Source organism: Subsaxibacter sp. CAU 1640, assembly GCF_023156585.1.
Lineage (GTDB): Bacteria > Bacteroidota > Bacteroidia > Flavobacteriales > Flavobacteriaceae > JBPOFM01.
This window is the reverse complement of record NZ_JALNMI010000002.1, coordinates 129,263-153,866: the sequence shown is the minus strand read 5'-3', so window position 1 is coordinate 153,866 and position 24,604 is coordinate 129,263. Positions and strand designations below refer to the sequence as shown.

Below are 24,604 nucleotides of genomic sequence, written 5' to 3'. Positions count from 1 at the left end.
ATTTTTTGAAGTTAATTAAGAAGTTATTCAACATTTCTAAACAAAAAAAAGCGACTTTTAAAGCCGCCTTCATTTTTTTAATTTTTAATCAGTTTTTTACTGATTGAATTGTTTTCTTGAGTGAGTTTGACAATGTAAATGCCGCTGCTCAAAGTATCAAGATTCAATATATCTGTATTTTGAATTGTTTTCTGATATACTTTTTTTCCAAGAACATTGTAGATTTCAATTAACGTATCACTATCGCTGTTTAAAGTAATATTTACGATATTTTTGGCTGGATTAGGATAGATATTGACGCTAGAAAGACTTTGCTCATCAATACCAAGACTGCTATAGCATGTCCAGCTTAAATCATCAAAAACCACACGGTTTGATGCTGTGCTGTTTCCATCAATAGAAATTGTTACGTTGTTTTCAATATTAATGTTAGGAATTGTTATGGTTTGTGTCACATCTTGGTCTGAATAGGCAATTGTTCCTACCACATTTCCGTTGACTTTTAAATTAAATGTTCCGCTAGAGCCACCAAAAACACGTTTAGTTGTCACGGTAAAAGTTCCAATACCACCAGCAATTGTGGGAGCAGTTAGAACACCATTTCTGATTGTAATGGCTTTACCTGAAAGAGTTTGATCGGTCCGAGAGTCGGTAGCTGTCCATTGTAAACCATTGTCACCTGTCCAGTTAACAGTGGTGTAAGTGCTCGAATTTGTATCAATGTTAGTGAACGTTTCAGAGGCGCATTCAGATCCACTGGAGCCAGCTTCAGTTGTGGTTCCGTCTACAGGAGCACTTGGTGCTGATATGTTGTTAGAAGCATCTTTAGCTACAACTGTAAATGTATAAGTGGTTTCAGGAGTAAGATTCCCGACTGTGGCAGTGGTTGTAGTGCTGTTGGAATTGTAATTACCATCTACATATATGTCATAAGACGTTACAGCTATGTTGTCTGTAGAAGCAGTCCAAGACAGAGAAATGCTTGTCGAAGCCTCATTGGTTACAACCAAATTAGTAGGAACAGAAGGAGCAGTCGTATCAGGATTTGGGTTCCAGATCATTTGAACGTATTCTGGATGATCAACAAAAGGGTTTCTGTTATTCTGATAATTGTAAACGACGTTGTTTCGGTTGATCTCACGTTGAGAAACAGGATCCATTTGATGCCAAGTCATTAGTATGTTTAAAAATGGATCAGCTAATACTTTATCAGTACTTCCATCAAACATAGCGTAGGAAGACCATGCGCCAACTTGACTTTGATAACGTGTCACAAAATAAAAATAGATACGTGCAATATCGCCTTTAAATTCGTCAATAGGCTCAAAGACAATCCCTGTATAACCAGCAGAATACCCACTATTTAAGTTGTTTCCAAGTTTTGAACCATTCATTGTTGGATTACTGATACCACTTTGGGAAATCAATGTGCCAACAACTCCATAAGGATAATTTCCTCTAAAACCATTCACACGACCATCTGTAGGTATGACCTGATGGCCATCGTTTCTCATAGGTGATGCATCATTAAATGCCGATTGAGGAATGACATGCTCTTTATTATAGCAATCACCTTCACTGTTGTAATTTCCGCATTCGTCTGATCCGTAAATATAATTATACGGGTCTGCTCCCAATGGATTTTCAGAATATAGATCTAATATAGTATTATCATTTTCATAGTAGATATCTCTATCGCTGTTGGCATATAAAGCGTCTAGTGCATTATAGCCTTGATCGGTGGCTATATGTTCATTAGGAAGTCCATTATTGTTATTGTCAATAATATTCTTTAATTGGGTTTTTAGGGTGTATCCAGTTCCAGTTGCGGAGTTGTAATATCCAGCAGGAATTTGGGCATTAATGGTTGCAGTAATAAGTAAAGCTGCTAAAAGGTAAATCTGTTTCATTGCTATTAATCTTTCTTTTTTAGTAAAGCCATATAAAATCCGTCAAAGCCAGATTTATGCGACAGTACTTTTTTATCGGTGACAAAGGTAAATTCTTTTCCTAATTCTGATGTTAAAAAATCTTCAACTTGCTTTTGATTTTCCGAAGGCAAGATGGAGCAAGTGGCATACACTAGTTTTCCTCCAGGTTTCACGATTCTTGAATATTGTTGAAGAATTTCTTGCTGTGTTTTTTTTATTTCATCCAAAAATTCTGGTTGCAGTTTCCATTTGGCATCAGGATTTCGCTTTAAAACGCCTAACCCAGAACAAGGTGCATCAATCAAAACTCTATCTGCTTTATCGTAAAGTTTTTTGACGACTTTTGTCGATTCGATAGGTCTTGTCTCGATATTGAAAATACCATTTCGTTTTGCTCTGCGTTTGAGTTCGTGCAATTTGTTGGCATAAATGTCAAGCGCAATAATTTGCCCTTTATTGTCCATTAGCGATGCAATGTGCAATGTTTTCCCACCAGCACCAGCACAAGTATCCACCACTCTCATTCCTGGTTCAACATCCAGAAAATCAGCTACCAATTGTGAAGAAGCATCCTGCACTTCAAACATCCCATTTTTAAATTGCTCTGTTTGAAACACATTAGTGCGCTCTTTCAATTTTAAGGCATTTGGATATTCAGGCATAAATTCTGTTTCGATATCCAAATCAAATAATTCAGACTGCAATTTATCTTTGGAAATCTGAAGCGTGTTGACTCTTAAAACTACATCTGCCTGCTCATTTAAAGCAGCAATTTCTTTAGTCCAAATGTCTTTACCAAGTTCTTTTTCGCCCAACTCATCCATCCAATCAGGAATGGACTCTCTAAATTTTCTGATTTTGGAAAGTTCATCAAAGCGACCTTTGATTTTTCTGGTAGGCGTGCTTTCAAAATAAGACCAATTCGGTAATTTGATGCCTCTTAAAGTTGCCCAAACGGCAAATAATCTCCAGATGTTGTCTCTATCAAAAGGTTCTTTGACTTCTGCAATTTCCGCATACAAGCGCTTCCAACGAACGATATCATAAACAGTTTCTGCCACGAAAGCTCTGTCTCGACTTCCCCATCTTTTGTCTCTTTTCAGCAACTGTTGAATGACTTTATCAGCATATTGACCTTCATTGAAAATGAGCATCAAACCATCAACCACCGCAAAACATAAATTTCTATGTAGACGCATTCTAAAAAAATTAGCGTGCAAAGTTACGCTAAATTGAATCGAATACACGAATAATTTATTTTTTTAACGGTAATGAAGTATCTTTCAGAAAAAATTTCAGCTATGCGAATCTTTTCTTTTCTACTCTTAATGATAGGACTTTTTTCCTGTAATCGTTCCACAGAAAAGAAGGTGAAAATTTTCACCAATGTAGAAATAGAAGACATCTATAAAGATTCGACTTTGAGTATTAGGGCAATTGAGCTTTTGAATGATAAAAGCCTTGCATTTGCAGCTAATAATGGTGTATTCGGATTATATAAACCAAAAACAAAAAGTTGGAGAACTTCCATACAATTATATGACACCTTGAATCCACAATTTAGAGCTGTGACTCATACATCCACAGATTTTTTTATGTTGGGTATTGGAAATCCTGCTCTGTTATATAAAACAGGTGATAATGGCCAAATGGAATTGGTCTATAAAGAAGAACACGAAAAGGTGTTTTATGATGCAATGACGTTTTGGAATAAGAACGAAGGTATTGCAATAGGCGATCCAACGGAAGATTGCCTAAGTATCATCATTACTCGAGATGGTGGTGAAACTTGGAGTAAGTTTTCCTGTGATAAACTTCCGAAAATTAAAAATGGCGAAGCGGCCTTTGCTGCAAGCAATACAAATATTGCCGTGGTTGGTGATAAGACTTGGATTGCGACAGGAGGGAAGGTGAGCAGGATTCTTTTCTCTTCTGATAAAGGAAATTCTTGGCAAGTGTTTGATACACCTATGATAAATGGCAAAGAAACCACAGGAATTTATTCAATTGATTTTTATGATGAAAACAACGGATTTGCCGTAGGAGGCGATTATACAGTGCCAGAACAAACGAAATCCAATAAAATCATTACTTCTGATGGTGGAAAAACGTGGTCTGTAGTCGCTGATGGAAAACAGCCAGGTTATAGTAGCTGTGTGCAATATGTTCCAGAATCTGATGCGAACTCTTTAATTGCAGTTGGTCCCAATGGAATTGATTACACCAATGATAAGGGCAATTCTTGGAAGCATTTAAGTAACGAAAGTTTTCACGCCATTCGATTTTTGAATGATAGCGTGGCATACGCTTCTGGGCAAGGAAAAATATCTCTTCTGAAATTTCGATAAAAAAAATTCCAAATTTCAATTACTGGAACTGAAACATGGAATTTTGACATTCGTCTTACGGAAATAAATTACGGTTTACCCTTTTTAGAATCTTTCCTTTTTTTAAACTCCTCAAACATTTTTTTGTTGAATTCGTCTTCGGCGACTTTAAGTTTGATGATTTTTTTTGAAGGTAGAATTTTTTGCAAGTCCCTAATAAAGTTCTCACGTAGTTCTTGCTTCTTTTTTTCGGCAGAAACCATATCATCTATCATTTTTTTGGCCTCTTGCTCGCTCAATGATTCAAAGTTGATTTCTTTACGTTTGGAATAGTTTTCCTTACGAAGTTCGTGTTCTTTTTCCTCAAATGTGTTGTAAACAGGCCAAAACTGCTGTGCTTCGGTTTTGGAAAGTTCCAATTGTTCTGTAAGGTAAGCCACTTTTAGGGCTTTGATGCGTTCGCGTCGGTCATTGTCTTGCGAAAAGCTGTGTAATGACACTGACAATAGTAATGCAATTATAAGTGTTCTCATTAGTCTGTTATTAGGTGTTCAACATCAGAATTTTGAAGCAAATAATCTTCTATATCTGATGCATTAATGCTATTTTCTACAAAATTGTCTGAATTCAAATCAACATTTCCGAGATATGGAGCAATGTCATATGCGTTCAAATCTTCATTCATCAAATAAGTTTCAATGGATGCAGTTTCCAAATTATCAAAAGTGACCTCGTTTGAATTATTTATGAACAGATTAAAAGCCAAAATGACACTTGCTGCAATTCCTGAAACGTAAGCCATCTTTTTCCATTTGAAAAAAGGAATAACTTTAGATTCATTTCCATCGACCTTGCTCAAAATGATTTCATCCAAAGATTCAAAGTAATTTTTTGGCACTTTAAACCCTGGAGATTCTGTGTTTTCTAAAACTTGTGGTTCGTTCAATTTGGAAAAAACAGAATCTTCGACAGAATCAAAATAATCATTTGGCGTTTTAAAGCCTGTGGTTTTGATATTATGTAATTTTTCGTTTTTCATCACTCTCCTGTAGAGACTTGGGTTACTTTATTATGACTAAAATTTCTCTTAATGGTTTAATCTTTAGTTAAGTATTCTTCAATTTTTTTCACTGCAATATGATAAGATGCCTTAAGAGCGCCTTCACTGGTTTCCAGAATGTCTGACATTTCGCTGTATTTGATGTCTTCAAAATATTTCATATTAAAAACCAACTGTTGCTTGTGAGGCAATGTAGCAATCGCTTCTTGAAGTTTTAACTGAATATCGCTGCCTTCAAAATAAACATCAGCTTTTAAGTTTGATACCGCTTTTTGCTGAAATTCTTCAATTGATTGATTCGTGCGTTTTGAATTTTGGTTCAAAAATGTCAAAGCTTCGTTTGTGGCAATTCTATACATCCAAGAGAACAGTTTGCTTTCGCCCTTAAATCCGTGGATATTTCTATAAACTTTTATAAAGGTGTTTTGTAAAACATCATCAGCATCGTCGTGAGACTTTATGATATTGCGAATATGCCAATAAAGTCTTTCCTTATATTCAGAAAGTAACTCTTTAAAGGCTTGCTCTTTTGTTGATTCTGATTTTAATCGGTTAATTAACTCAAATTCGCTATCCACAAAATGCGTTTTTAATAGGACTTATGAAGTTAGTGAAAGTTTAATCAGAAAAATCTAATTTATTCTTAAAAATTAAAAAACTTTAAATCAGGAAGTTATAATAAATTATATCGACGAAATGTAATTTAATACGATAAAATACATTTTTTTCTTGCTTTTTAATGACAAAACTTATATGTTTACAATATCTAACCTACTTAATAGTTACCAGTTGCCCCAAATCTGGTAATAAACTGAAAAGGATGCAATTTGTATTGCATCCTTTTCCGATTTCATAGACAATGTTTGATTTATTTATTCAAAGCTTTGCATATCAACAAGCCTTTTGTAAACACCATTTTTCGTCATCAATTCGTTGTGTGTGCCTTGCTCTGCAATTTCACCTTTCTGCATTACAATAATCTCATCGGCATTTTGAATCGTTGAAAGTCTATGTGCGATGACAATCGACGTTCTGTTTTTCATCATATTTTCTAGGGCAATTTGTACCAAACGTTCACTTTCGGTATCTAGCGCAGAAGTAGCTTCATCAAGAATCATGATCGGTGGATTTTTCAAAACAGCGCGTGCAATGCTCAAACGCTGTTTTTGTCCGCCGGATAATTTGCCTCCACCATCGCCAATGTTGGTATCGATCCCATCAGGTAAATCTTTTACAAATTCCCAAGCATTAGCAACTTTTAGAGCATCAATAATATCGTCGTCAGTGGCAGTTTCTCTACCAATGAGTAAGTTGTTTTTTACAGTATCATTGAATAGAATGGAATCCTGGGTTACCAATCCTATCATAGCCCGAAGCGAATGGACATCCATATCTTTTATATCGACACCATCAATTTTGATACTTCCTTCGTTGACATCATAGAAACGTGTCAATAAATTAGCAATCGTACTTTTTCCACTTCCTGACTGGCCAACCAAGGCAACTGTTTTTCCTTTTGGTACCTGAAATGAAAAATTCTTGAGTACGTTTTCATCTTTATATCGAAAAGTGACATTTTCAACAGATACTTTTTCCAGCAATTCTTCTTTAACTATTGCATTTTCTTTTGAAGGAATGGTATCTTCTTCTTCAATAACTTCAAAGATTCTTTCGGCAGCTGCCAAACCGGTTTTTACAGCATATGACGCTTTTGAAATGGCTTTGGCTGGTGTCAAAATATTGTAAGCTAGTACCATATAGACTAAAAACAACGAGCCTTCCAATGTTTTATCTACCAAAACCAAATTACCACCATACCAAAGCAGGATAGCTATGGTCACAATCCCCATAAATTCACTCAAAGGAGATGCCAAGTTATTTTTGTTTCCGATGCTATTGGCTAATTTATACAATTGCTGTATGGATGCATTGAATTTAGATTTGAATGTAGATTCCGCATTGAAACTTTTTACAACCTTTAATCCAGAAAGGCTTTCCTCTAATAATGATACCAAGTAACCACGCTCTTCCTGCGTTTTAGTTGATTTCGACTTTAAAGATTTACCAATTCTTGAAATGATAAATCCAGAAATTGGAATAAATATGAAAACGAAAAGTGTCAACTCCAAGCTGATGTTAAGCATGGCAATAATTGCAAAAAGAATAGTCAATGGTTCTTTTACAATCAGTTCCAAAATCGTGAAAAATGAATTCTGAACGTCGTGCACATCGCTCAACATACGCGCTGTGACATCACCTCTTCTTTTTTCAGAATAATAAGGAATTGGTAAGGATATGATTTTGTCGTACAGTTTGTTACGTAGGTCTCGCAATACGCCATTTTTCAGAATCATAATGTGGTATGATGCCAAATAATTAAAAAGATTCTTTAAAAGAAATGTAAAGATAACGAGAGAAACTGTCAACAACAGAGCGTATTGAGGCCCTCGGGTTTCGGTAAGATCAGACATATAATAGAAGAGACTGTCTTTTAGATAGTCTCCTATACTGTAAATGTCAGTATATATTGGCTTTACCGTGATTCTTTCATTTTCTGAAAAGAGAACTTCCAGTAAAGGATAAATCGTAATCAAAGACAACGTGCTAAAAAGCGCATAGAGTATGTTGTATATGATATTCCATATAATATTAGTTTTATATGGCTTTGTATAGGGAATTAATTTGGCTAAATTTTTATCCATTAAGATAATTTCATGTCTTTGACAATGGCGTCAAGCTTGGATTCCAAATGTTGTTCCGTAGTTTTAAATGCTGACACATTGTCTAATGGTGTGTTGACACTGATATAAAATTTAATTTTCGGTTCAGTTCCACTTGGTCTCAAGGCAATCTTGCTACCGTCTTCTGTATAATAAATCAATACATTTGATTTCGGAATATCGAGCGTTTCTTCAGTATTTGTGACGAAATCTTTAGCTTTTGACAGTTGATAGTCTTCAACTCTAACTACTTTGGAACCGTTCACTGTTTTCAATGGATTTTCACGAGCATCTACCATCATTTGTTTGATTTCTTGTGCACCTTCAATTCCTTTCTTCGTCATCGAAATCAATCGCTCTTTGTAAAAACCATTATCAACATATAATTGAATCAAGTCATTATAAAAAGAACTTCCATTGGCTTTTGCTTGTGCAGCTATCTCAATTGCCAATAAGGTAGAGGTCACAGCATCCTTGTCGCGCACAAAATCACCAACCATAAAACCAAAACTTTCTTCACCTCCACCAATAAAGTTGAGGTTCGGAAAATCCTTGATCATTTTGGCAATCCATTTAAAACCTGTCAGACCTTCTTTATATTCAACACCAAAATTTTTTGCCAATGCGGCCATCATAGGCGTAGAAACAATTGTAGAACCAATGAATTCTTTACCAACAATTTTATTTTCTTTTTTCCATTGTTTCAGAAGAAAATCGGTCATCATTACCATAGTTTGATTTCCGTTCAGTAAAACCAATTCACCTTCAGGATTTCTGACAGCAACACCTAGTCGGTCACAATCTGGATCAGTGCCAATAACGATATCAGCATTTACTTTATCAGCCAATTCCAAGGCCATTTTCAACGCTTCAGGTTCTTCAGGATTTGGAGATTTTACTGTGGGAAAATCTCCATTAGGTACACGTTGTTCTTCGACAATATGCACGTTTTTATAACCTGCTCGCTTCAAAGTTTCTGGGACAGTCGTGATTGAGGTTCCATGTAAGGAAGTGAACACAATGTTTAAATTATCTTTTGCTTCTTGAGATGTATTGAAACTTCCATTTTTTACAGAAGCATCAATGAATACATCGTCAACCTCTTTGCCAATGGTTTTAATCAAACTTTTATTAGCATTGAAATTTATTTCAGAATAATCCAGCTTATTGATTTCTTTGATTATTTCCCCATCTTGTGGTGGTACCAACTGCCCACCATCTTGCCAATAAACTTTATAACCGTTGTATTCTGGCGGATTGTGAGATGCAGTCAAGACAATACCGCATTGACACTCTAAATGCTTTACTGCAAATGACAATTCTGGTGTAGGGCGTAAATCTTCAAACAAATAAACGGTAATGCCATTTGCCGAAAAAACGTCGGCAACGACCTTTGCAAGTGTCTTGCTATTATGCCTGCAATCGTATGCAATGGCAACTTTCAATGGCTCACTAGGAAATACCTTGCGCATATAATTGCTTAAGCCCTGTGTGTTTTTTCCGAGTGTATATTTATTAATTCTATTGGTGCCAATTCCCATTATACCACGCATACCTCCAGTTCCAAAGTCTAAATCTTGGTAAAAACTTTCTTGAATTTCTTTTGGGTGATGCGCTATGCTATCTTTGATGAAATCTTGAGTTTCCTTATCGAAGGAAGGAGTTAACCAAGTATTGATGCGTTCTAAAATGGATGGTTCGATATAAATCATAAGTCATTGAAATTATTATACAAAAATAAGCAATCTGATAAATGTATGGATTTTAAAACAGGCTAAATTTGGAATGAAAGACTACAGGTTGATTTCTTCCTTAATTAGATAGCGTTTTTTGTCTTCTCTGGTGCGAAGAACAAGTTCACCCAAAAATCCAGCAATGAAAAATTGAGTTCCCATGATCATGGTAGCAAGGGCAATGTAAAATTGAGGTCTAGCGGTAATCAAACGACCTGTTGGGTTGAAAAAAAGTTTATCAACTCCAAGGTAAACAGTAAAAGCTAAACCAATAAACAGCATAATCACTCCGAGGGCACCAAATAAATGCATGGGTCTTTTGCCAAAACGCGATATAAACCAGATGGTTACCAAATCTAAAAATCCGTGTACGAAGCGGTCCATGCCAAATTTTGTAGATCCATATTTCCTGGCCTGATGAAGTACAACTTTTTCAGTTATTTTATAGAAACCTGCATTGTTTGCTAAAACAGGAATGTATCGATGCATTTCGCCATTGACATCAATGTTTTTTACAACACTTTGATTATAAGCCTTCAGTCCACAATTAAAATCATGGAGCTTTACACCGGAAGTCTTTCTCGCTGCCCAATTGAAGAGTTTTGATGGCAAATTTTTTAAAAGAACCGAATCGTAGCGTTTCTTCTTCCATCCAGATACCAGATCATAATTATCATTGGCAATCATGCTGTAAAGTTCAGGTATTTCTTCTGGATTATCCTGTAAATCTGCATCCATAGTGATGACCACATTGCCTTGAGCCTTTTCAAAACCAGCGTGCAACGCTTGTGACTTGCCAAAATTTCTTAAAAACCGAATTCCTTTAACATTAATATCTTTTATTGAAAGTTGCTGAATCGTCTCCCAAGAATTGTCGGTACTGCCATCATCAATAAAAATAATTTCATACGAAAAACGATTGGATTGCATAACTTTTGCAATCCAATCGTGTAGTTCGTTCAACGATTCTCGTTCGTTAAGTAGTGGTATGACTACTGATATGTCCATTTAAATGAATTCAAGTTTTTGTATTCCAAAAATACTCAAATTATTTAAGCGTGATTGTTTTCTTTTTTCATAATAAGTCCACCTATCAACGAAATAATCAATCCCAAGAATAGCGAACCAACTATTGATATTGCAGAAGTAATCCATGGAGAGGAAAATTTTCGACCCATTTCCATCGACATTTCGAGCTGCTCTTGCGTCATATTTGGATTGTCTTCGACCATTTTATCAAACTGCATTTGCATCATTTGTTCCATAAAATCCGGCTCTATAAAATTGACAAAAATCAGATTATAAACCACTCCAATGATTCCAGCAACCAATGCCATTCCGATACCTAATTTTATGGCTTGACCTAATGACAGGAAGCCAGCATTGTTCTTTTTGAATTCATTAATGCCATATATAAGTATTGCAACCATAGCGATAAAGCTTAAGGTTCCTGCAATCCAGCTTTTCTCGATGTATAAGTTGGTTACATACATCACCACAGAGATGAGAATGGACACGATTCCCAATATCACACCATAATTGATGATAAATTTACTTGCTTTAGGTTTTTGTTCTTCCATAATAGTTGATTTTAAAAGTTGTTACGCTAGTTAGTAAACAAATATACCAAAACGTTACAAGAATTTTGTATTCCGTTTAAACTCTTGGTGGTTGTTATGAATGTGATTATCTTTGCAAGCGCAAGACGAGTGATCTATAAAATGAAAAAATATAGAGCAAAAAAATTGCAGGTTTGCAAAAAATACCTAAATTTGCACTTCCAAAAATTGAAATGATTTAAAGTTATCAGAGATGAAAAAAGGTATACATCCAGAAAATTATAGACTTGTAGCATTTAAAGATATGTCTAATGACGACGTATTCTTGACAAAATCTACAGCAGATACCAATGAAACAATTGAGGTTGATGGTGTTGAGTATCCAGTTGTGAAGATGGAGATCTCTAGAACATCTCACCCATACTACACAGGTAAATCTAAATTGGTTGATACTGCAGGTCGTATTGATAAGTTCAAAAACAAATACGCTAAATTCAAAAAATAATTTTAGCAGCCAAGCATATTTGAAGCCTTCTGAATTGTTCGGAAGGCTTTTTTTATTTTCTTTAATTACACTACTTTTGAGTTGAGTTTTTATAAACCATCATTTTTACCTAAAGCACATGAACTATATCCTATTCGACGGCCCTTTCAGGAATAACTTATTGCCATTTACATTTACGCGACCGGTTGCAGATATTAGAATAGGTATTTTGACCATAAGAGAAAAGTGGGAGCAATATCTTGGCAATACCACGACCACGATTACAGAAGATTATCTGTCAGATAAATATCCGATGGTGGAAATGGATGAAAATGTGTTAATTAATGCTTCTTTTTTACCAAATGCTGAATTGGTGGAAATCGTAAAGAATTTAGAAGAAAACCAAGCTATTTTCAAAAATGAAGATATCATAGCATTCTACACCAAAAACGCGCAAGAGGATATAAATTTTGAAACTTTTGAAGCCATTGAATATGTAGATGAGGTACTCAAGATTGAACACACTTGGGATATTTTCTCAAAAAACGGAGCGGCAATTGAAGATGATTTTGAATTATTGACCAAAGGGCGACGTTCTCAACCCATTCCGTCCAGCAACAATATTATTGCGCCACAGAATATCTTTTTGGAAGAAGGCGCAAAATTAGAATTTACCACATTGAACGCAAGTTCGGGATCCATCTATATTGGCAAAGATGCCGAAATTATGGAAGGTAGCGTGATTCGTGGGCCATTTGCGCTTTGTGAACATGCGACTGTAAAATTGAGCGCCAAAATCTATGGTCCAACCACTGTTGGTCCGCATAGTAAAGTAGGTGGCGAAGTGAATAACTCAGTCATTTTCGGATATTCAAACAAAGGACATGACGGCTTTTTGGGGAATTCCATATTGGGTGAATGGTGCAATCTTGGAGCTGATACCAATAATTCTAACCTTAAAAACAACTATGCTGAAGTAAGATTGTGGGATTACAATACGGAATCTTTTGCGAGAACAGGATTGCAATTTTGTGGTCTGATGATGGGAGATCACAGCAAATGTGGCATTAATACCATGTTTAATACAGGAACTGTGGTTGGAGTCAGTGCCAATATTTTTGGAAGCGGATTTCCAAGAAATTTTGTGCCGAGTTTTAGTTGGGGAGGAAGTGGAGGTTTCACCACCTATCTCACTAAAAAAGCTTTTGAAGTAGCTGAAGTCGTGATGTCGAGACGCGATGTTGAATTGACAGATACTGATAAAGCTATTTTGGAACACGTTTTTGAAATTACGAAAAAATATAGGAGAGAATAAATAAACGTACTTAAAGGATGTAAGACTTTTCTTTTTTCGTAAATTCGATGTCTTTAACATAAAAATCGGAATGAAAATACGGTATTTACCCATTTTAACTTTATTACTCTCCTACGTTCTATATTCTCAATCCCAAACAGAGATTCTCTATAGCCAGTTTGATGACCTTGTTGGTAGTTACGGGAATGATTTGAATACTGGGAAATTGTTTGAAGATATTTTCCCTACAAATTCAAAAGATGAATTTCGATTTTTTGAAACGGATAAATTTGTTTTAGGCAAAGTGAATTACAATTCACAAAATTATAATCAAAGCCAATTGAAGTATGATTTGCTTGAAGATAATTTGCTTTTTCAGAATACACATTACGATATCATTTTAGAACATACATTGGTGAGTTCATTTTCTGTTCACGGAAGGAATTTTGTGAAATTGAGCGAAAAGGCTTCCAATTTTTCCTTTTATAAAAATGGTTATTTCGAGGTTGTTCTAAATAATGATATGGGCATTCTATATGTAAAACATGAAAAGTTTAAGAAGAAACGATTGGGTGACAAGGTGAGTTATTATACTTATTCGATCAAGAAAACCTTATTGTTGGAATATGAATCTAATTTTTATGAAGTCGATTCTAAAAATGACTTACTTGGAATATTTTCAGAACGAAAAGATGAGATTAAATTATTTTATAAGAATAACAATCTTCTAGAGTCTAGAGATAAAATTGGGTTTATGAGAATGCTTTTGAACACATTGTCGCTGAATGACTAATGCCTGTACCGAACAAATAAATATGAAAAAAGCAGTATTAATTATTCTGACATTTTTTGTTGTTTCGTTTCTATATAGTCAAGAGAATCCAACAGTAACAGTCAGTTTTGATAATGTCTTTTTAAAGGATGTATTGATTAAGCTAGAAGAGCAAACAGGCTATAATTTTTACTTTCAGGAGGAGTGGTTGTTAGATGAAAAAAAGGTTACAGGAACATATAATAACTCATCATTGAAAGAAGTTTTGCAAGCAATTTTAGAGAACTCATTGTTGAACTTTCTTATTTATGAGAAGTCTGTTATTTTGACTAGAAACAGTTTGATTTATAGCGAATTGCCTTCGGGATACTTTGAGAAAACCAAAATTAGTAATCCCAATTTGATTTCAAACGGTGATGAAGATTTAGAACCAGACTATGATACTCCTGTTTTGCAAAAGGACTATCAATCCGAAAACAACAACTCAAAGCGTGAGTACATCACTCTTGGAAAAGCTGATTCAAGAGACACGAAAACTACTTTTACAATTTCTGGGACCATTATTGATTATTCAACCAAAAAACCTGTATCTGATATTGTTGTGGCAGTTAAAGGTAGGAACACAAATAGTGTCACAAATGAAAGCGGAGCTTACTCATTAAAACTTCCAAGAGGCACATATGAGATATATACAAAATCTTTAGGGTATCAAGATTCTGAACAAAAAATTGTGGTTTATGGCAACGGAATGTTAAATCTTGAAGTCGAAGAGTCTCTAACTCAACTGGAAGAAATTATCATAGAATCCAATAAAGATGATAATATTAAGCAAACCATTGTCGGTGTAACAACCATTGATGTCGAGCAAATTAAAACAATTCCTCTAGTATTGGGAGAACGAGACGTTTTGAAAGTTGCCACCACAATGCCAGGGGTAAAAACCGCTGGAGAGGGTGCTTTGGGTTATAATGTTAGGGGAGGAAAAACTGATCAGAATTTAATATTATTTGATAAGGCGGTTATGTATAACCCCTCCCATTTTTTCGGTATTTTTTCAGCTATTAACCCATTTACCACTGGTAATGTAAAAATCTTTAAAGGAACAATTCCTGCCGAATATGGAGGAAGATTATCTTCGGTTATAGATATTGAAACTAAAGAATCAAATGTTGAGAAGTTTTCAGGTGAAGCTAGTGTTGGTCCTGTAACGGGGAATTTGACACTGGAAACTCCGATTATAAAAAATAAATCATCATTAATGACAGCCGTTAGAGCCACATATTCTGGATGGATTTTGAATATGATAGAGGAAGAGTCAGTTAAAAATAGTGAAGCATCTTTTTATGATGCGGTTGTTAAATACAACCATAAAATCAATGACAACAACAGTTTGAAAGGAACGCTGTACTTTAGTAACGACAAATTCAGTATCACATCAGATTCTATTTTTAAATACCACAATCGATTAGCATCAATGCAATGGGATCATACTTTCAACGATAAGCACAGGGGTAATGTTCAATTGGTTAATAGCCAATATAAGTTTAACATCTCTTACGAAAATGAATTTAATAGAGATTTTAACTACGATTATAGTATTGACGAGACCGAGTTGAAGTTCAACTTAAAATATCTTCACAATAAAGCACATAAATTTGATTACGGCTTTAGCTCTAAAATATATTTCGTTGAGCCTGGGGAAATAAAACCTTTAGGAGATAATTCTAGTATTGAGTTTAAGAAAATAGAACGAGAGAAGGCTCTGGAATCAGCTTTTTTCGTTTCCGATTTGATGGAAGTAAATGATAAATTATCATTTGATATTGGTTTGAGATATTCGTTCTATTCTGCATTGGGGAAAGGAACACAAAATAGATACGCACCAGGACAACCAATAAGCGATGAAAGTGTGGTTGAAACAATTACATACCAGAATAATGAAGTTATAAAATCTTATAGTGGATTTGAACCAAGGGTCTCATTTCGTTATTTTTTGTCGCCTTCGCTGTCTGTTAAAGGTGGTTATAATAAAACCATACAGTACATTCATTTGTTGTCTAGCAATACTACAATGTCTCCTGTTGATACTTGGAAATTATCTGACCTAAACATTGAGCCACAAAAAGCGCATCAATTTTCATTAGGTGTATTTAAGAATTTTGGAAATGATGTATATGAAGCTAGCGTTGATGGCTACTATAAAAAAATGGATGACATTCTTGATTTTAAGATAGGCGCAGAGTTAAATTTGAACGAGAATATAGAAACTGAATTACTGCAAGGAGAAGGCCGAGCATACGGTATTGAGTTTTTGTTAAAAAAGAAAAACGGGCGTTTGAATGGTTGGATTGGTTACTCTTATTCCAAATCAGAGATAAAATTGGACAGTGAGTTCTTAACAGAACGCGTTAATAACGGTGAGTTTTTCGCTTCAAACTATGATAGGCCACATGACTTTAATATTGTTTCCAATTTCAAGTTAACCAAACGCTATAGTTTTTCGATGAATTTCAATTATCAAACAGGCCGACCTTTGACTTACCCTATAGGCAAATTTATATACAATGGTACCGAACAAGTGGTTTATAGTGATAGAAACGCTGAAAGAATTCCTGACTACTATCGATTGGATTTAGGAGTAAATATTGAAGGAAATCATAAGATTAAGAAATTTGCTCACAGTTTTTGGAATATTTCAGTTTATAACGTGCTGGGGCGAAGCAATCCCTATTCTGTGTATTTCGTCAGTGAGCAAGGAGGTGTTAAGGCATACAAGACTTCTATTTTTGCCGTGCCAATACCCACAATAACCTATAATTTTAAATTTTAGAATGGAAGTGTTCAAAATTAAAAATCTCGTATTAATAGTGCTTGCAGTTTTTTTGTTTTCTTGTACTGAAGAGTATGAGATCAAAACAGAAAATTTTGAAAGTCTTTTGGTGGTAGAGGCAACTTTAACAGATGAATTGAAAGTTCAAGAGATCAAGCTTTCCAAAACTTATAGACTTGAAAGTGATGAACCAACTGAAGTCAATAATGCTCAAGTGGTAATAGAAACCGATGAGGGTATAGAATATAGCTTTTCACAAGCAAACCCTGGTGTTTACCGTTCTAATGAAGTTTTTGCCGCTCAAGCAGGAATCAATTATACATTAAGAGTTACATTATCTGATGGTGCGATTTACACCTCAACTCAAGAAGTCTTGCCTCCACTATCCGAAATAGAAAGTTTATCAACATCCTTTGAAATGATCGATGGTAAACAAGGAATACAGGTTTATGTCAATGGAAATAATGGAGGTAGTGATGCAACATATTTTAAATATGATTACGAAGAAACCTATAAAATTGTTGTTCCTTACTATAGTGGATTGGATTTGATTTTAACAAATGTTTCTGGGAATGGCACTTCATATGAATTGGAATTGGTGCCAAAACCTGAAGATGTTAAAACTTGTTATTCAACAAAAAAATCAACAGACATAATTCAAACATCATTAATAGATTCTCAAAATAATTCTGTTACACAATTTCCTGTCAGGTTTATTGATGTTGAAGATAGTACAATACGTGAGCGATATAGCATATTAGTTAGACAAAATGTTCAATCTGTAGAGGCATATAATTTTTATAAGATACTGAAGGAATTAGGAACCATAGATAATATTTTTGCAAACAATCAACCCGGATTTATACAAGGAAACATTACTTCAATTTCAAATGCAGAAGAAAATGTTATTGGGTTTTTTCAGGTAACCTCTGTCAGTACAAAGAGGATTTTCTTTGATTATAGTGACTTTGGTATTCAACAACCTCAATACTTCTTTGATTGCAATTTTCAAGAAGATGTAGATTATAATGATAATACAGGTCTTGATGGAGATAGAAATGATTTTAATTTTATATATACAATCCTTACTAATGGGAGTTACAGCTATTTTGACGGGCAATTTCCCATATATACTTTTGTTGGGGTTCAGTGTGGAGACTGTACTTCATTTTCATCAACAGCAATACCTGAATTTTGGGAAGATTAGAAGGTAAAATATTAGTAGTTTTTCAAAGCTTGATTTTCTGTGTTAGTTTAATTGTTAAAGCACAGAATTTTGGCGAGGTTTCAGCATTCAAGTCTTTTCCTGAAGAACAGGTAATACTCACTGCCAATACAACGGTTGCCTTGTCTGGGCAAGTAATTTATTATGTATTTAATTGTCGATCAATTGATTTTGAAAACACTGTAAGTGACATCGGATATGTTGAACTAGTCTCTGAATCTAATACTGTAATATTTAAACACAAACATCATCTAGAAAATGGATTTAGTTCAGGAGATTATTTCTTGCCAGCAACAGTGAAATCGGGACATTACAAGCTAATAGCGTATACACAATGGTCTTTAAACAACCATAAACATAATGCTTTTGACCAAAAAGATGTTTATATCATTAATCCTTATTTAAATGCTGCCGATAATGATTTAAAAATGGATTTTACGGATAAAAATCCATATGTAGAAGTTTCAAGACGAAATGATTTAAAATTAAATATCGTTAATGATTCTATAGGTCTAAAAATAGATACTGACTCAAAAGTTTATGGGTTGAGAAGTAAAGTTAATCTTACGATTACTAATTCTGTTGATTATAAAAAGTTTGAAAGCTATTCTATTTCCGTCAAAAAAATAGATTCAATTAATGTTGAAACCATTTTTCCTACAGAGAAACAATCACAACAAATTTCATTAAATAAAAATCATCTACCAGAAATGAGAGGGGAGTTGATTTATGGTCGAGTAACTAATATTAAATCTGGATTACCTGTTGAAAACATTGGTGTATCGCTCTCCATTCCTGGTGATGATTATATTTATAAATCTTCAAAGACAAACAAGCGTGGTGAGTTTTATTTTAACTTGTTTGAGGCTTATCCACAAGAAAGGGCGGTGATCCAAATTATTGGAGATGACAGGGGTGATTTTGAATTGACACTCTCACCTAAATTATTCGATCGCTATGGCGAATTAGCTTTTTACGATTTGAAATTGGACACTAATATCGAATCTTATATTGTTCAAAACAGCATTTTCAACCAGGTTGAGAGCGCTTATTACGATATTAAAAGGGACAGTGTTTTGATAAACATCCCTACCAATTCCTTTTATGGAATGCCCAATAAAGCATATGTGCTTGATGATTTTACTCGTTTCAACTCTATGAAAGAAACTTTCGTTGAAGTTGTTCAAGAGGCGGCCATTCGAAATAACGATGGGAAGCATCGATTTGTAGTTTATGATTTTGATAACCCATTTTCAGGAAACTATGAGAATATCAAGCCTCTATTGCTTCTCGATGGACTTCAGATTCAGGATGAAGAATTTCTTGTCAATTACAATCCTAGGGAGGTGGCTTCTGTTAGTTTGGTAAAGGGTGTATACTCAATAGGTTCGGTTATGTATAATGGAATCATCGACATTAAATTAAAGAAAGCTCAAAATCACTTTTCGTTTGGAGACTTTATTAAGAGCCGAGAAATTCCGAAGCCTGCCTTGAAGAAAATATATTTTCGGCAAAATTATGTCGAAGAAAAAAAACGGATCCCAGATTTTAGAACCCAACTGCTATGGGAACCAAATTTAAATGAAAATACTCCTGTAACGAGCATTCAATTCTATACATCTGATATCTCTGGTTATTATTTAATAACTGTGCGAGCTTATGATAATTTTGGAGAAAATATTATACTGAATGAAACTTTTAGAGTTATAAATAATTAAAGATATGTTAGGAATTTTACTCATATATTTTATAGGAAAGTATTTTTATAAACTTGCCGAAGAATTTAACAAGAATAAATGGCTATTTGCCATTCTAGGTGTGGTCGTTTATTATGTTGGCACATTTATTGGAGGAATATTAATTGGTATTTTGGATGAGATAGTCGGAATTGGTTTTGATTGGGATAACAATTTGGCTTTAGGTTTAATAGCTTTGCCTTTTGGGATTGCAGCAGCATATTTATTTCATTATCTACTTAAAGCAAATTGGGAAAAGTCCGTTGTGATAGTAGAAGACGAAATCCAAGATATTGGAAAACAGATTGATTAATATTTAAAATTTATTTATGAAATACCTATTTAATGTGGCCTTAATTACTTTGGCATTTTCTTCTTATGCTCAAGAAGAAAAATATATCATTAAAAACCTTAAAATAAATGACGAAATGAGTCAATATGGTGTTGTCTATCAAAAAGATAACAGGGTATTCTATTCTCGCTATAAGGTGAATGAATTTGGGACTGTCGAGAAAAACAGAATGAACCAAACAATTTTTACAGTCTATCAAGGTGAAGTTGCGGATGGAGGAGAAATCATCAATCCTAAAGAGTTTAAATCTTCAGACGAGTTTACTTTTAACAGTTCAACAGCGGCCTTTAGCAAAGATGGAAGATATATGTATGTGACTACCAACGAAGAAAAAAGAGGTGATGTTTACAAAAAGGGTGAAAAAACTAGAAATTTACGTATTGAACGTGGTGAATATGTTGAAGGAAAAGGCTATAAAAATTTTAAAGCTCTATCTTTTTGTGATGAGAACTATTCCTATGCACATCCGGCCGTAAGTCCAAATGGTGATTATTTGTATTTTACATCTAACATTCCGAGCGCAAAAGGACCGACTGATATCTTTAGAGTAAAGATAGAAGGTGACAATAAGTTTGGCGATCCCGAAAATCTGGGAGACGAAATCAATTCACCACGTAGGGAGACTTTCCCAACCATTTCGCATGACAATGTTCTTTACTTTTCGTCAGATAGAGCCAGAGGTGTTGGAGGTCTTGATATTTATAAATGTATAATTGATGAGGACGGTAAAGTTGGTAAACCAGAATTGATGCCTCAACCAATAAACAGCCGTGGTGACGACATTTGTTTTGAATTGAATAAAAATGGTAAAGAGGGTTATTTTACTTCAAATAGAGCAAAAGGAAAAGGTGAAGATGATATTTATTATTTTACAATTTCAGAATAATCATAAACTGTATTAAATCACATTTTATGGTAATTTTTTTATGTTTTAAACCAAAGTAGGAGGTTTTTCTTGTCTCCAATAAGATTATATACTTATATTGAGGCGCCTAACTAATTTAAAACATTTATGAAAAACAAATTATTTCTCTCCGTTTTTGTCATTTTTATTTTCAAAGTAAATTCGCAAAATGATATAGAGCGTGCGAAAATCATTCAGCAAACAAATGTCCAACAATTAAACCATTTGGTACAGCAATATCAAGCTGAAAATGCTAAAGCCTTAAGCCTTTCTAAAAACCAAAATTTAATTTATGAATTTGTCGATGATAATGGAAGGGTCAACTACTTATCTGGATTTGATGAAAATGATGATCCCGTTTATGATCATGACGATAATATAAATGCAGCGAATACAGCAAGGGTTAATAGGATTTGGGTTGGAGGCTCAAGTGGCTTGAATCTCGACGGTACAGGTGTATTGATTGGCCATTGGGAGGCATCAGGTGTACCTTTGTTAAATCATATCGAATATAATGGAAAAGTAACTTTAGGCGAAGCTGAAGTCTATACATCTCATGCTACACACGTTGCAGGAACAATGATTGCAACTGGGGTAGATCCAAGTGCTCGAGGAATGGCATCAAATGCAAATATCCTAGCTTACAGAAGCAATTTTGACGAAGCAGAAATTGCTGCATTTGGCGCAGCGGGTGGCATTGTTTCAAATCACTCCTATAGTTCTAATGATCCTGATGGAGATACTATAGAATATGGTGTATACACTTTTAATTCAGGTCAATGGGATGAAATTGCTTACAACGCCCCGTTCTTATTAATGTGCAAGTCTGCAGGGAACAATAGAAATGATGGCGTTAACCTATCAGATGGAGGATATGATCTCATTTATACGACCGCAGCTTCAAAAAACTTTTTGGTGGTAGGTGCTGTATATGACGTGGCTAATTATGTTGGTCCCTTTTCTGTTACCCAATCAACCTTTAGTAATTGGGGACCAACCGACGATTGGAGAATAAAGCCAGATATAACAACCAATGGCGTGTCTTTGAGATCTTCGGAATATAGCACAGCAAATCCATCAGCAACAAACCTATATGCAAATAAAAGCGGTACTTCTATGTCTGCTCCAACTTTAACAGGAGCTCTCACGTTGTTACAACAACATTATAACAACCAAAATGGAGCATATATGAGAGCTGCAACTGCTAAAGCTCTAGTTTTATGTACAACCGATGAATTAGGAGCTTATGATGGTCCTGATTTTCAGAGTGGTTGGGGACTCTTGAATGCTGAACGTGCGGCTCAAGTAATTAGTAATAAAGGAACTACGTCAGATATTCAAGAATTGTCTTTGGCCGATGGAGAGACATATACGGCTGGGATACAAGTCGATGGTACAACTCCGTTGGCTTTGACAATTGTATGGACTGATCCCAAAGGAACTCCAGTAAATCCAACGACACTTGATAACCCTACCTTGATGTTGGTGAATGATTTGGATGTAAGAATATCTAATGGGACATTTACTTATGAACCTTGGGTTATGACTCCCAATGCAACATTTAACAATTTTACAGCTGCCGCTGCTAAAGGTGATAACTTCAGGGATAACGTGGAAAGAATCGATGTGGCGAACATTCCAGCAGGAAGTTATACAATTACCGTAACTCATAAAGGCTCATTATTGAATGGTATGCAAAACTTTTCTTTAGTGGTTAACGGTGTAGTAAGTGGTGTTTTATCAACCACGGATTTGGATGATCCGAACAATTCAGTTATTTTATTCCCTAACCCTGCCGACGGTTTGGTCACCTTAAAATCCATGAGAGTATTTAGTGATAAGTTAGAGGTAAGTGTTTTCGATTTACAAGGAAAACTTGTCTTGAACAAATATCAAAATTTTCAAAACAATTCAATAAACTTGGACACTTCACCATTGCTAAGAGGTGTTTATTTTGTTGAAATTGAAGATGAAGGAAATAAAACAATCAAAAAATTGATTGTCGAATAGTTAAATTTGGTAAACAAGCCATTCATATTAAAATTTGAAAAGGCTTGTTTACCAAATTTAACTATTTTTTTTTACTCTCTTCAACTCTAAAAGATTGATTGGGTTAATCCCCAACCCACTAACATTTTTTCTGGTAAAACGCAAAACTTCGTCATAGAACATAATTACTACTGGAGCCTTTTGCATCACCAATGAGTCCATCTTTGAATACAACTTGGTTCGTTCGCTCGTATCGGTGGTTTCGAATGCTTTTTCATACCATTGATCATATTGTTCACTTGCAAAGTGAGTATAATTGGGGCCGTTGGGAGCAAAATTTTTACTATAATATAAGGAAAGATAATTTTCAGCATCAGGATAATCTGCTACCCAACTTGCCCTAAACATTTCTAACTTTCCATTGGCTTTGGCATCTTTAAGTGTAGCCGCAGGAATAACGTCAACCTTGACAGCCAATCCTGTTTTTTGTATTTCACGTTGAATAAACTCACAAAAGCTTAAATAATTACTAGTTGTTGTAATGGTTATGCTAGGGTTTTGAATGCCTGTTTCTATTTTGAATCGATCGACCAATTCTTTGGCTTTTTGAGGTTGATAGTCAAATCCTATGGATTCGTTATGTCCAGGAAGTCCTTTTGGAATAAAACCACCATTGGCAGGAATGCCCACACCATTACGGAGATAAATCATCATCTTATCCCTGTCAAATCCATAATTAACTGCCTTTCTAATTAGTTCAGATTTCATTTCAGGAGTTTCAGAATCCAGGAAGAAAGCCAAATATTCAGTATTCAAATAGGGGCCTCGAATCAAATTAACATCATTTTCATAAGCGTCTTTCAACTTTCCTGATGCCGTCAAAACTTCATCTTTATATGAAGCATCCAAACCAGAAACAAAATCAATGTTTCCTTGTGCGAACTGAAGAAACTCACTCTGCTTATCAGGTAGAAATGTAATTGAAACAGCCTCTAAATATGGTAACTTTTGACCATTTTCATCTTTTTCAAAATAATCAGGATTTTTTCTAAAAATCAATTTTAAATTTTCTTCCCATCGTTTGAATTTAAATGGTCCAGTCCCAATAGGATTCGAGCGGAAATTATTTCCATAAAACTCAACAATTTCTTTAGGCACAACACTGCAATATTTCATGGTAAGAAGTCCTAAAAATGCTGGAAAAGGTTGTTTGAGCTTGATTTCAAATACTGAATCGTTCAAGGCCTGAAAAGTTTCTACTTTTTGCAATACCCAACTTCCTGGAGATGCAAGTTTTTTGTCAAGTAATCGGCTAAAACTATACTCAAAATCAGAGGCTACAACGATTCTGGTGGAATCTTTTCCAAAAATCTGATGCTTATGAAAATAAACGTCATTTCTTAAATTGAATAAGTATGTGGTAGCATCTTCAGAAATAGTCCAGTTTTTTGCGATACAGGAAAGAACGTTCATTTGTTCATCCATTTGAACCAATCCATTGAAAAGTTGGTTTGTTGCCCAGATGTCCGCAATGTCTTTTGAAAATGCAGGATCCAATGAACCGATATTTTTGTGTTCGTTGTATCTGAAAATAGAGATTTCCTCATTCTTTTTAGAATCGCATCCGGTAAATAGTATGTATAATATTAAAAATAAAATGCTTATATATTTCATTAGTTTATTAAATA

20 protein-coding genes are annotated in these 24,604 nt (G+C 34.7%); 10 read left to right on the top strand and 10 right to left on the bottom strand.

Annotated features, from left to right (window positions below; translation table 11 throughout):
• Positions 1 to 77 precede the first annotated feature (77 nt).
• A complete protein-coding gene (locus M0G43_RS05235; RefSeq protein WP_248024116.1) occupies positions 78 to 1,910 on the bottom strand; it encodes an endonuclease in 1,833 nt (610 codons plus the stop codon).
• Positions 1,911 to 1,915: 5 nt separating this feature from the next.
• On the bottom strand, positions 1,916 to 3,130 hold the full coding sequence (locus M0G43_RS05230; protein WP_248024113.1) for an RsmB/NOP family class I SAM-dependent RNA methyltransferase: 1,215 nt from the start codon (positions 3,128 to 3,130) through the stop codon (positions 1,916 to 1,918).
• A 102-nt stretch (positions 3,131 to 3,232) separates the two neighbouring features.
• On the opposite strand from M0G43_RS05230, the gene M0G43_RS05225 reads away from it, so the two are divergent.
• Positions 3,233 to 4,279, top strand: a complete 1,047-nt coding sequence (locus tag M0G43_RS05225; protein WP_248024112.1) for a WD40/YVTN/BNR-like repeat-containing protein — start codon at positions 3,233 to 3,235, stop codon at positions 4,277 to 4,279.
• A 68-nt stretch (positions 4,280 to 4,347) separates the two neighbouring features.
• Here M0G43_RS05225 and M0G43_RS05220 read toward each other — a convergent pair whose 3' ends face one another.
• From M0G43_RS05220 to M0G43_RS05190, 7 genes are all read right to left on the bottom strand, one after another.
• Entirely contained in the window at positions 4,348 to 4,791 is a 444-nt protein-coding gene (locus M0G43_RS05220; protein ID WP_248024110.1) for a sensor of ECF-type sigma factor, read from the bottom strand.
• Positions 4,791 to 5,297 (bottom strand): hypothetical protein, encoded by a 507-nt coding sequence (locus M0G43_RS05215; RefSeq protein ID WP_248024108.1) that lies wholly within the window; start codon positions 5,295 to 5,297, stop codon positions 4,791 to 4,793. The genes M0G43_RS05220 and M0G43_RS05215 overlap by 1 nt, the downstream gene beginning before the upstream one ends.
• Positions 5,298 to 5,353: 56 nt before the next feature.
• Positions 5,354 to 5,896, bottom strand: a complete 543-nt coding sequence (locus M0G43_RS05210) for an RNA polymerase sigma factor (RefSeq protein WP_248024105.1) — start codon at positions 5,894 to 5,896, stop codon at positions 5,354 to 5,356.
• Between the two features lie 294 nt (positions 5,897 to 6,190).
• Positions 6,191 to 8,020, bottom strand: coding sequence for an ABC transporter ATP-binding protein (locus M0G43_RS05205; protein ID WP_248024104.1), 1,830 nt, complete (start codon positions 8,018 to 8,020; stop codon positions 6,191 to 6,193).
• Entirely contained in the window at positions 8,020 to 9,750 is a 1,731-nt protein-coding gene (locus M0G43_RS05200; protein ID WP_248024102.1) for a phospho-sugar mutase, read from the bottom strand. Before M0G43_RS05200 ends, M0G43_RS05205 begins: the two co-directional genes overlap by 1 nt.
• An 81-nt stretch (positions 9,751 to 9,831) precedes the next feature.
• On the bottom strand, positions 9,832 to 10,779 hold the full coding sequence (locus M0G43_RS05195; RefSeq protein ID WP_248024101.1) for a glycosyltransferase family 2 protein: 948 nt from the start codon (positions 10,777 to 10,779) through the stop codon (positions 9,832 to 9,834).
• Positions 10,780 to 10,823: 44 nt separating this feature from the next.
• A complete protein-coding gene (locus M0G43_RS05190) occupies positions 10,824 to 11,351 on the bottom strand; it encodes a DUF4199 domain-containing protein (protein ID WP_248024098.1) in 528 nt (175 codons plus the stop codon).
• A gap of 232 nt (positions 11,352 to 11,583) precedes the next feature.
• Between M0G43_RS05190 and M0G43_RS05185 the strand changes: the two genes are divergently transcribed.
• The 9 genes from M0G43_RS05185 to M0G43_RS05145 all read left to right on the top strand — a co-directional run bounded on the left by M0G43_RS05185 (position 11,584) and on the right by M0G43_RS05145 (position 22,937).
• A complete protein-coding gene (locus M0G43_RS05185) occupies positions 11,584 to 11,835 on the top strand; it encodes a type B 50S ribosomal protein L31 (RefSeq protein WP_188604597.1) in 252 nt (83 codons plus the stop codon).
• 118 nt (positions 11,836 to 11,953) lie between these two features.
• Complete coding sequence (locus M0G43_RS05180; RefSeq protein ID WP_248024096.1) at positions 11,954 to 13,129, top strand: GlmU family protein; 1,176 nt, start codon at positions 11,954 to 11,956, stop codon at positions 13,127 to 13,129.
• Between the two features lie 70 nt (positions 13,130 to 13,199).
• A complete protein-coding gene (locus M0G43_RS05175) occupies positions 13,200 to 13,901 on the top strand; it encodes a hypothetical protein (RefSeq protein ID WP_248024093.1) in 702 nt (233 codons plus the stop codon).
• Between the two features lie 22 nt (positions 13,902 to 13,923).
• The gene (locus M0G43_RS05170; RefSeq protein WP_248024091.1) at positions 13,924 to 16,710 is read left to right on the top strand and encodes a TonB-dependent receptor; all 2,787 of its coding nucleotides are present in this window, start codon (positions 13,924 to 13,926) and stop codon (positions 16,708 to 16,710) included.
• A gap of 1 nt (position 16,711) precedes the next feature.
• Complete coding sequence (locus tag M0G43_RS05165) at positions 16,712 to 17,917, top strand: DUF4249 domain-containing protein (protein ID WP_248024089.1); 1,206 nt, start codon at positions 16,712 to 16,714, stop codon at positions 17,915 to 17,917.
• Entirely contained in the window at positions 17,905 to 19,653 is a 1,749-nt protein-coding gene (locus M0G43_RS05160) for a hypothetical protein (protein ID WP_248024086.1), read from the top strand. The genes M0G43_RS05165 and M0G43_RS05160 overlap by 13 nt, the downstream gene beginning before the upstream one ends.
• 4 nt (positions 19,654 to 19,657) lie before the next feature.
• Positions 19,658 to 19,984, top strand: a complete 327-nt coding sequence (locus tag M0G43_RS05155; protein WP_248024084.1) for a hypothetical protein — start codon at positions 19,658 to 19,660, stop codon at positions 19,982 to 19,984.
• 16 nt (positions 19,985 to 20,000) lie between these two features.
• The gene (locus tag M0G43_RS05150) at positions 20,001 to 20,909 is read left to right on the top strand and encodes a TolB family protein (RefSeq protein ID WP_248024082.1); all 909 of its coding nucleotides are present in this window, start codon (positions 20,001 to 20,003) and stop codon (positions 20,907 to 20,909) included.
• 126 nt (positions 20,910 to 21,035) lie between these two features.
• On the top strand, positions 21,036 to 22,937 hold the full coding sequence (locus M0G43_RS05145) for a S8 family serine peptidase (RefSeq protein WP_248024081.1): 1,902 nt from the start codon (positions 21,036 to 21,038) through the stop codon (positions 22,935 to 22,937).
• A 57-nt stretch (positions 22,938 to 22,994) separates the two neighbouring features.
• Here M0G43_RS05145 and M0G43_RS05140 read toward each other — a convergent pair whose 3' ends face one another.
• Positions 22,995 to 24,590: an ABC transporter substrate-binding protein gene (locus M0G43_RS05140; RefSeq protein ID WP_248024078.1), complete on the bottom strand. Its 1,596-nt coding sequence runs from the start codon at positions 24,588 to 24,590 to the stop codon at positions 22,995 to 22,997.
• Positions 24,591 to 24,604 lie beyond the last annotated feature (14 nt).

Coding starts and splice junctions, on each gene's coding strand:
- M0G43_RS05175 (WP_248024093.1), top strand. CDS start 13,200: ATGAAAATACGGTATTTACCCATTTTAACTTTATTACTCTCCTACGTT.
- M0G43_RS05190 (WP_248024098.1), bottom strand. CDS start 11,351: ATGGAAGAACAAAAACCTAAAGCAAGTAAATTTATCATCAATTATGGT.
- M0G43_RS05145 (WP_248024081.1), top strand. CDS start 21,036: ATGAAAAACAAATTATTTCTCTCCGTTTTTGTCATTTTTATTTTCAAA.
- M0G43_RS05215 (WP_248024108.1), bottom strand. CDS start 5,297: ATGAAAAACGAAAAATTACATAATATCAAAACCACAGGCTTTAAAACG.
- M0G43_RS05140 (WP_248024078.1), bottom strand. CDS start 24,590: ATGAAATATATAAGCATTTTATTTTTAATATTATACATACTATTTACC.
- M0G43_RS05230 (WP_248024113.1), bottom strand. CDS start 3,130: ATGCGTCTACATAGAAATTTATGTTTTGCGGTGGTTGATGGTTTGATG.
- M0G43_RS05220 (WP_248024110.1), bottom strand. CDS start 4,791: ATGAGAACACTTATAATTGCATTACTATTGTCAGTGTCATTACACAGC.
- M0G43_RS05180 (WP_248024096.1), top strand. CDS start 11,954: ATGAACTATATCCTATTCGACGGCCCTTTCAGGAATAACTTATTGCCA.
- M0G43_RS05235 (WP_248024116.1), bottom strand. CDS start 1,910: ATGAAACAGATTTACCTTTTAGCAGCTTTACTTATTACTGCAACCATT.
- M0G43_RS05205 (WP_248024104.1), bottom strand. CDS start 8,020: ATGGATAAAAATTTAGCCAAATTAATTCCCTATACAAAGCCATATAAA.
- M0G43_RS05155 (WP_248024084.1), top strand. CDS start 19,658: ATGTTAGGAATTTTACTCATATATTTTATAGGAAAGTATTTTTATAAA.
- M0G43_RS05200 (WP_248024102.1), bottom strand. CDS start 9,750: ATGATTTATATCGAACCATCCATTTTAGAACGCATCAATACTTGGTTA.
- M0G43_RS05185 (WP_188604597.1), top strand. CDS start 11,584: ATGAAAAAAGGTATACATCCAGAAAATTATAGACTTGTAGCATTTAAA.
- M0G43_RS05165 (WP_248024089.1), top strand. CDS start 16,712: ATGGAAGTGTTCAAAATTAAAAATCTCGTATTAATAGTGCTTGCAGTT.
- M0G43_RS05195 (WP_248024101.1), bottom strand. CDS start 10,779: ATGGACATATCAGTAGTCATACCACTACTTAACGAACGAGAATCGTTG.
- M0G43_RS05225 (WP_248024112.1), top strand. CDS start 3,233: ATGCGAATCTTTTCTTTTCTACTCTTAATGATAGGACTTTTTTCCTGT.
- M0G43_RS05150 (WP_248024082.1), top strand. CDS start 20,001: ATGAAATACCTATTTAATGTGGCCTTAATTACTTTGGCATTTTCTTCT.
- M0G43_RS05170 (WP_248024091.1), top strand. CDS start 13,924: ATGAAAAAAGCAGTATTAATTATTCTGACATTTTTTGTTGTTTCGTTT.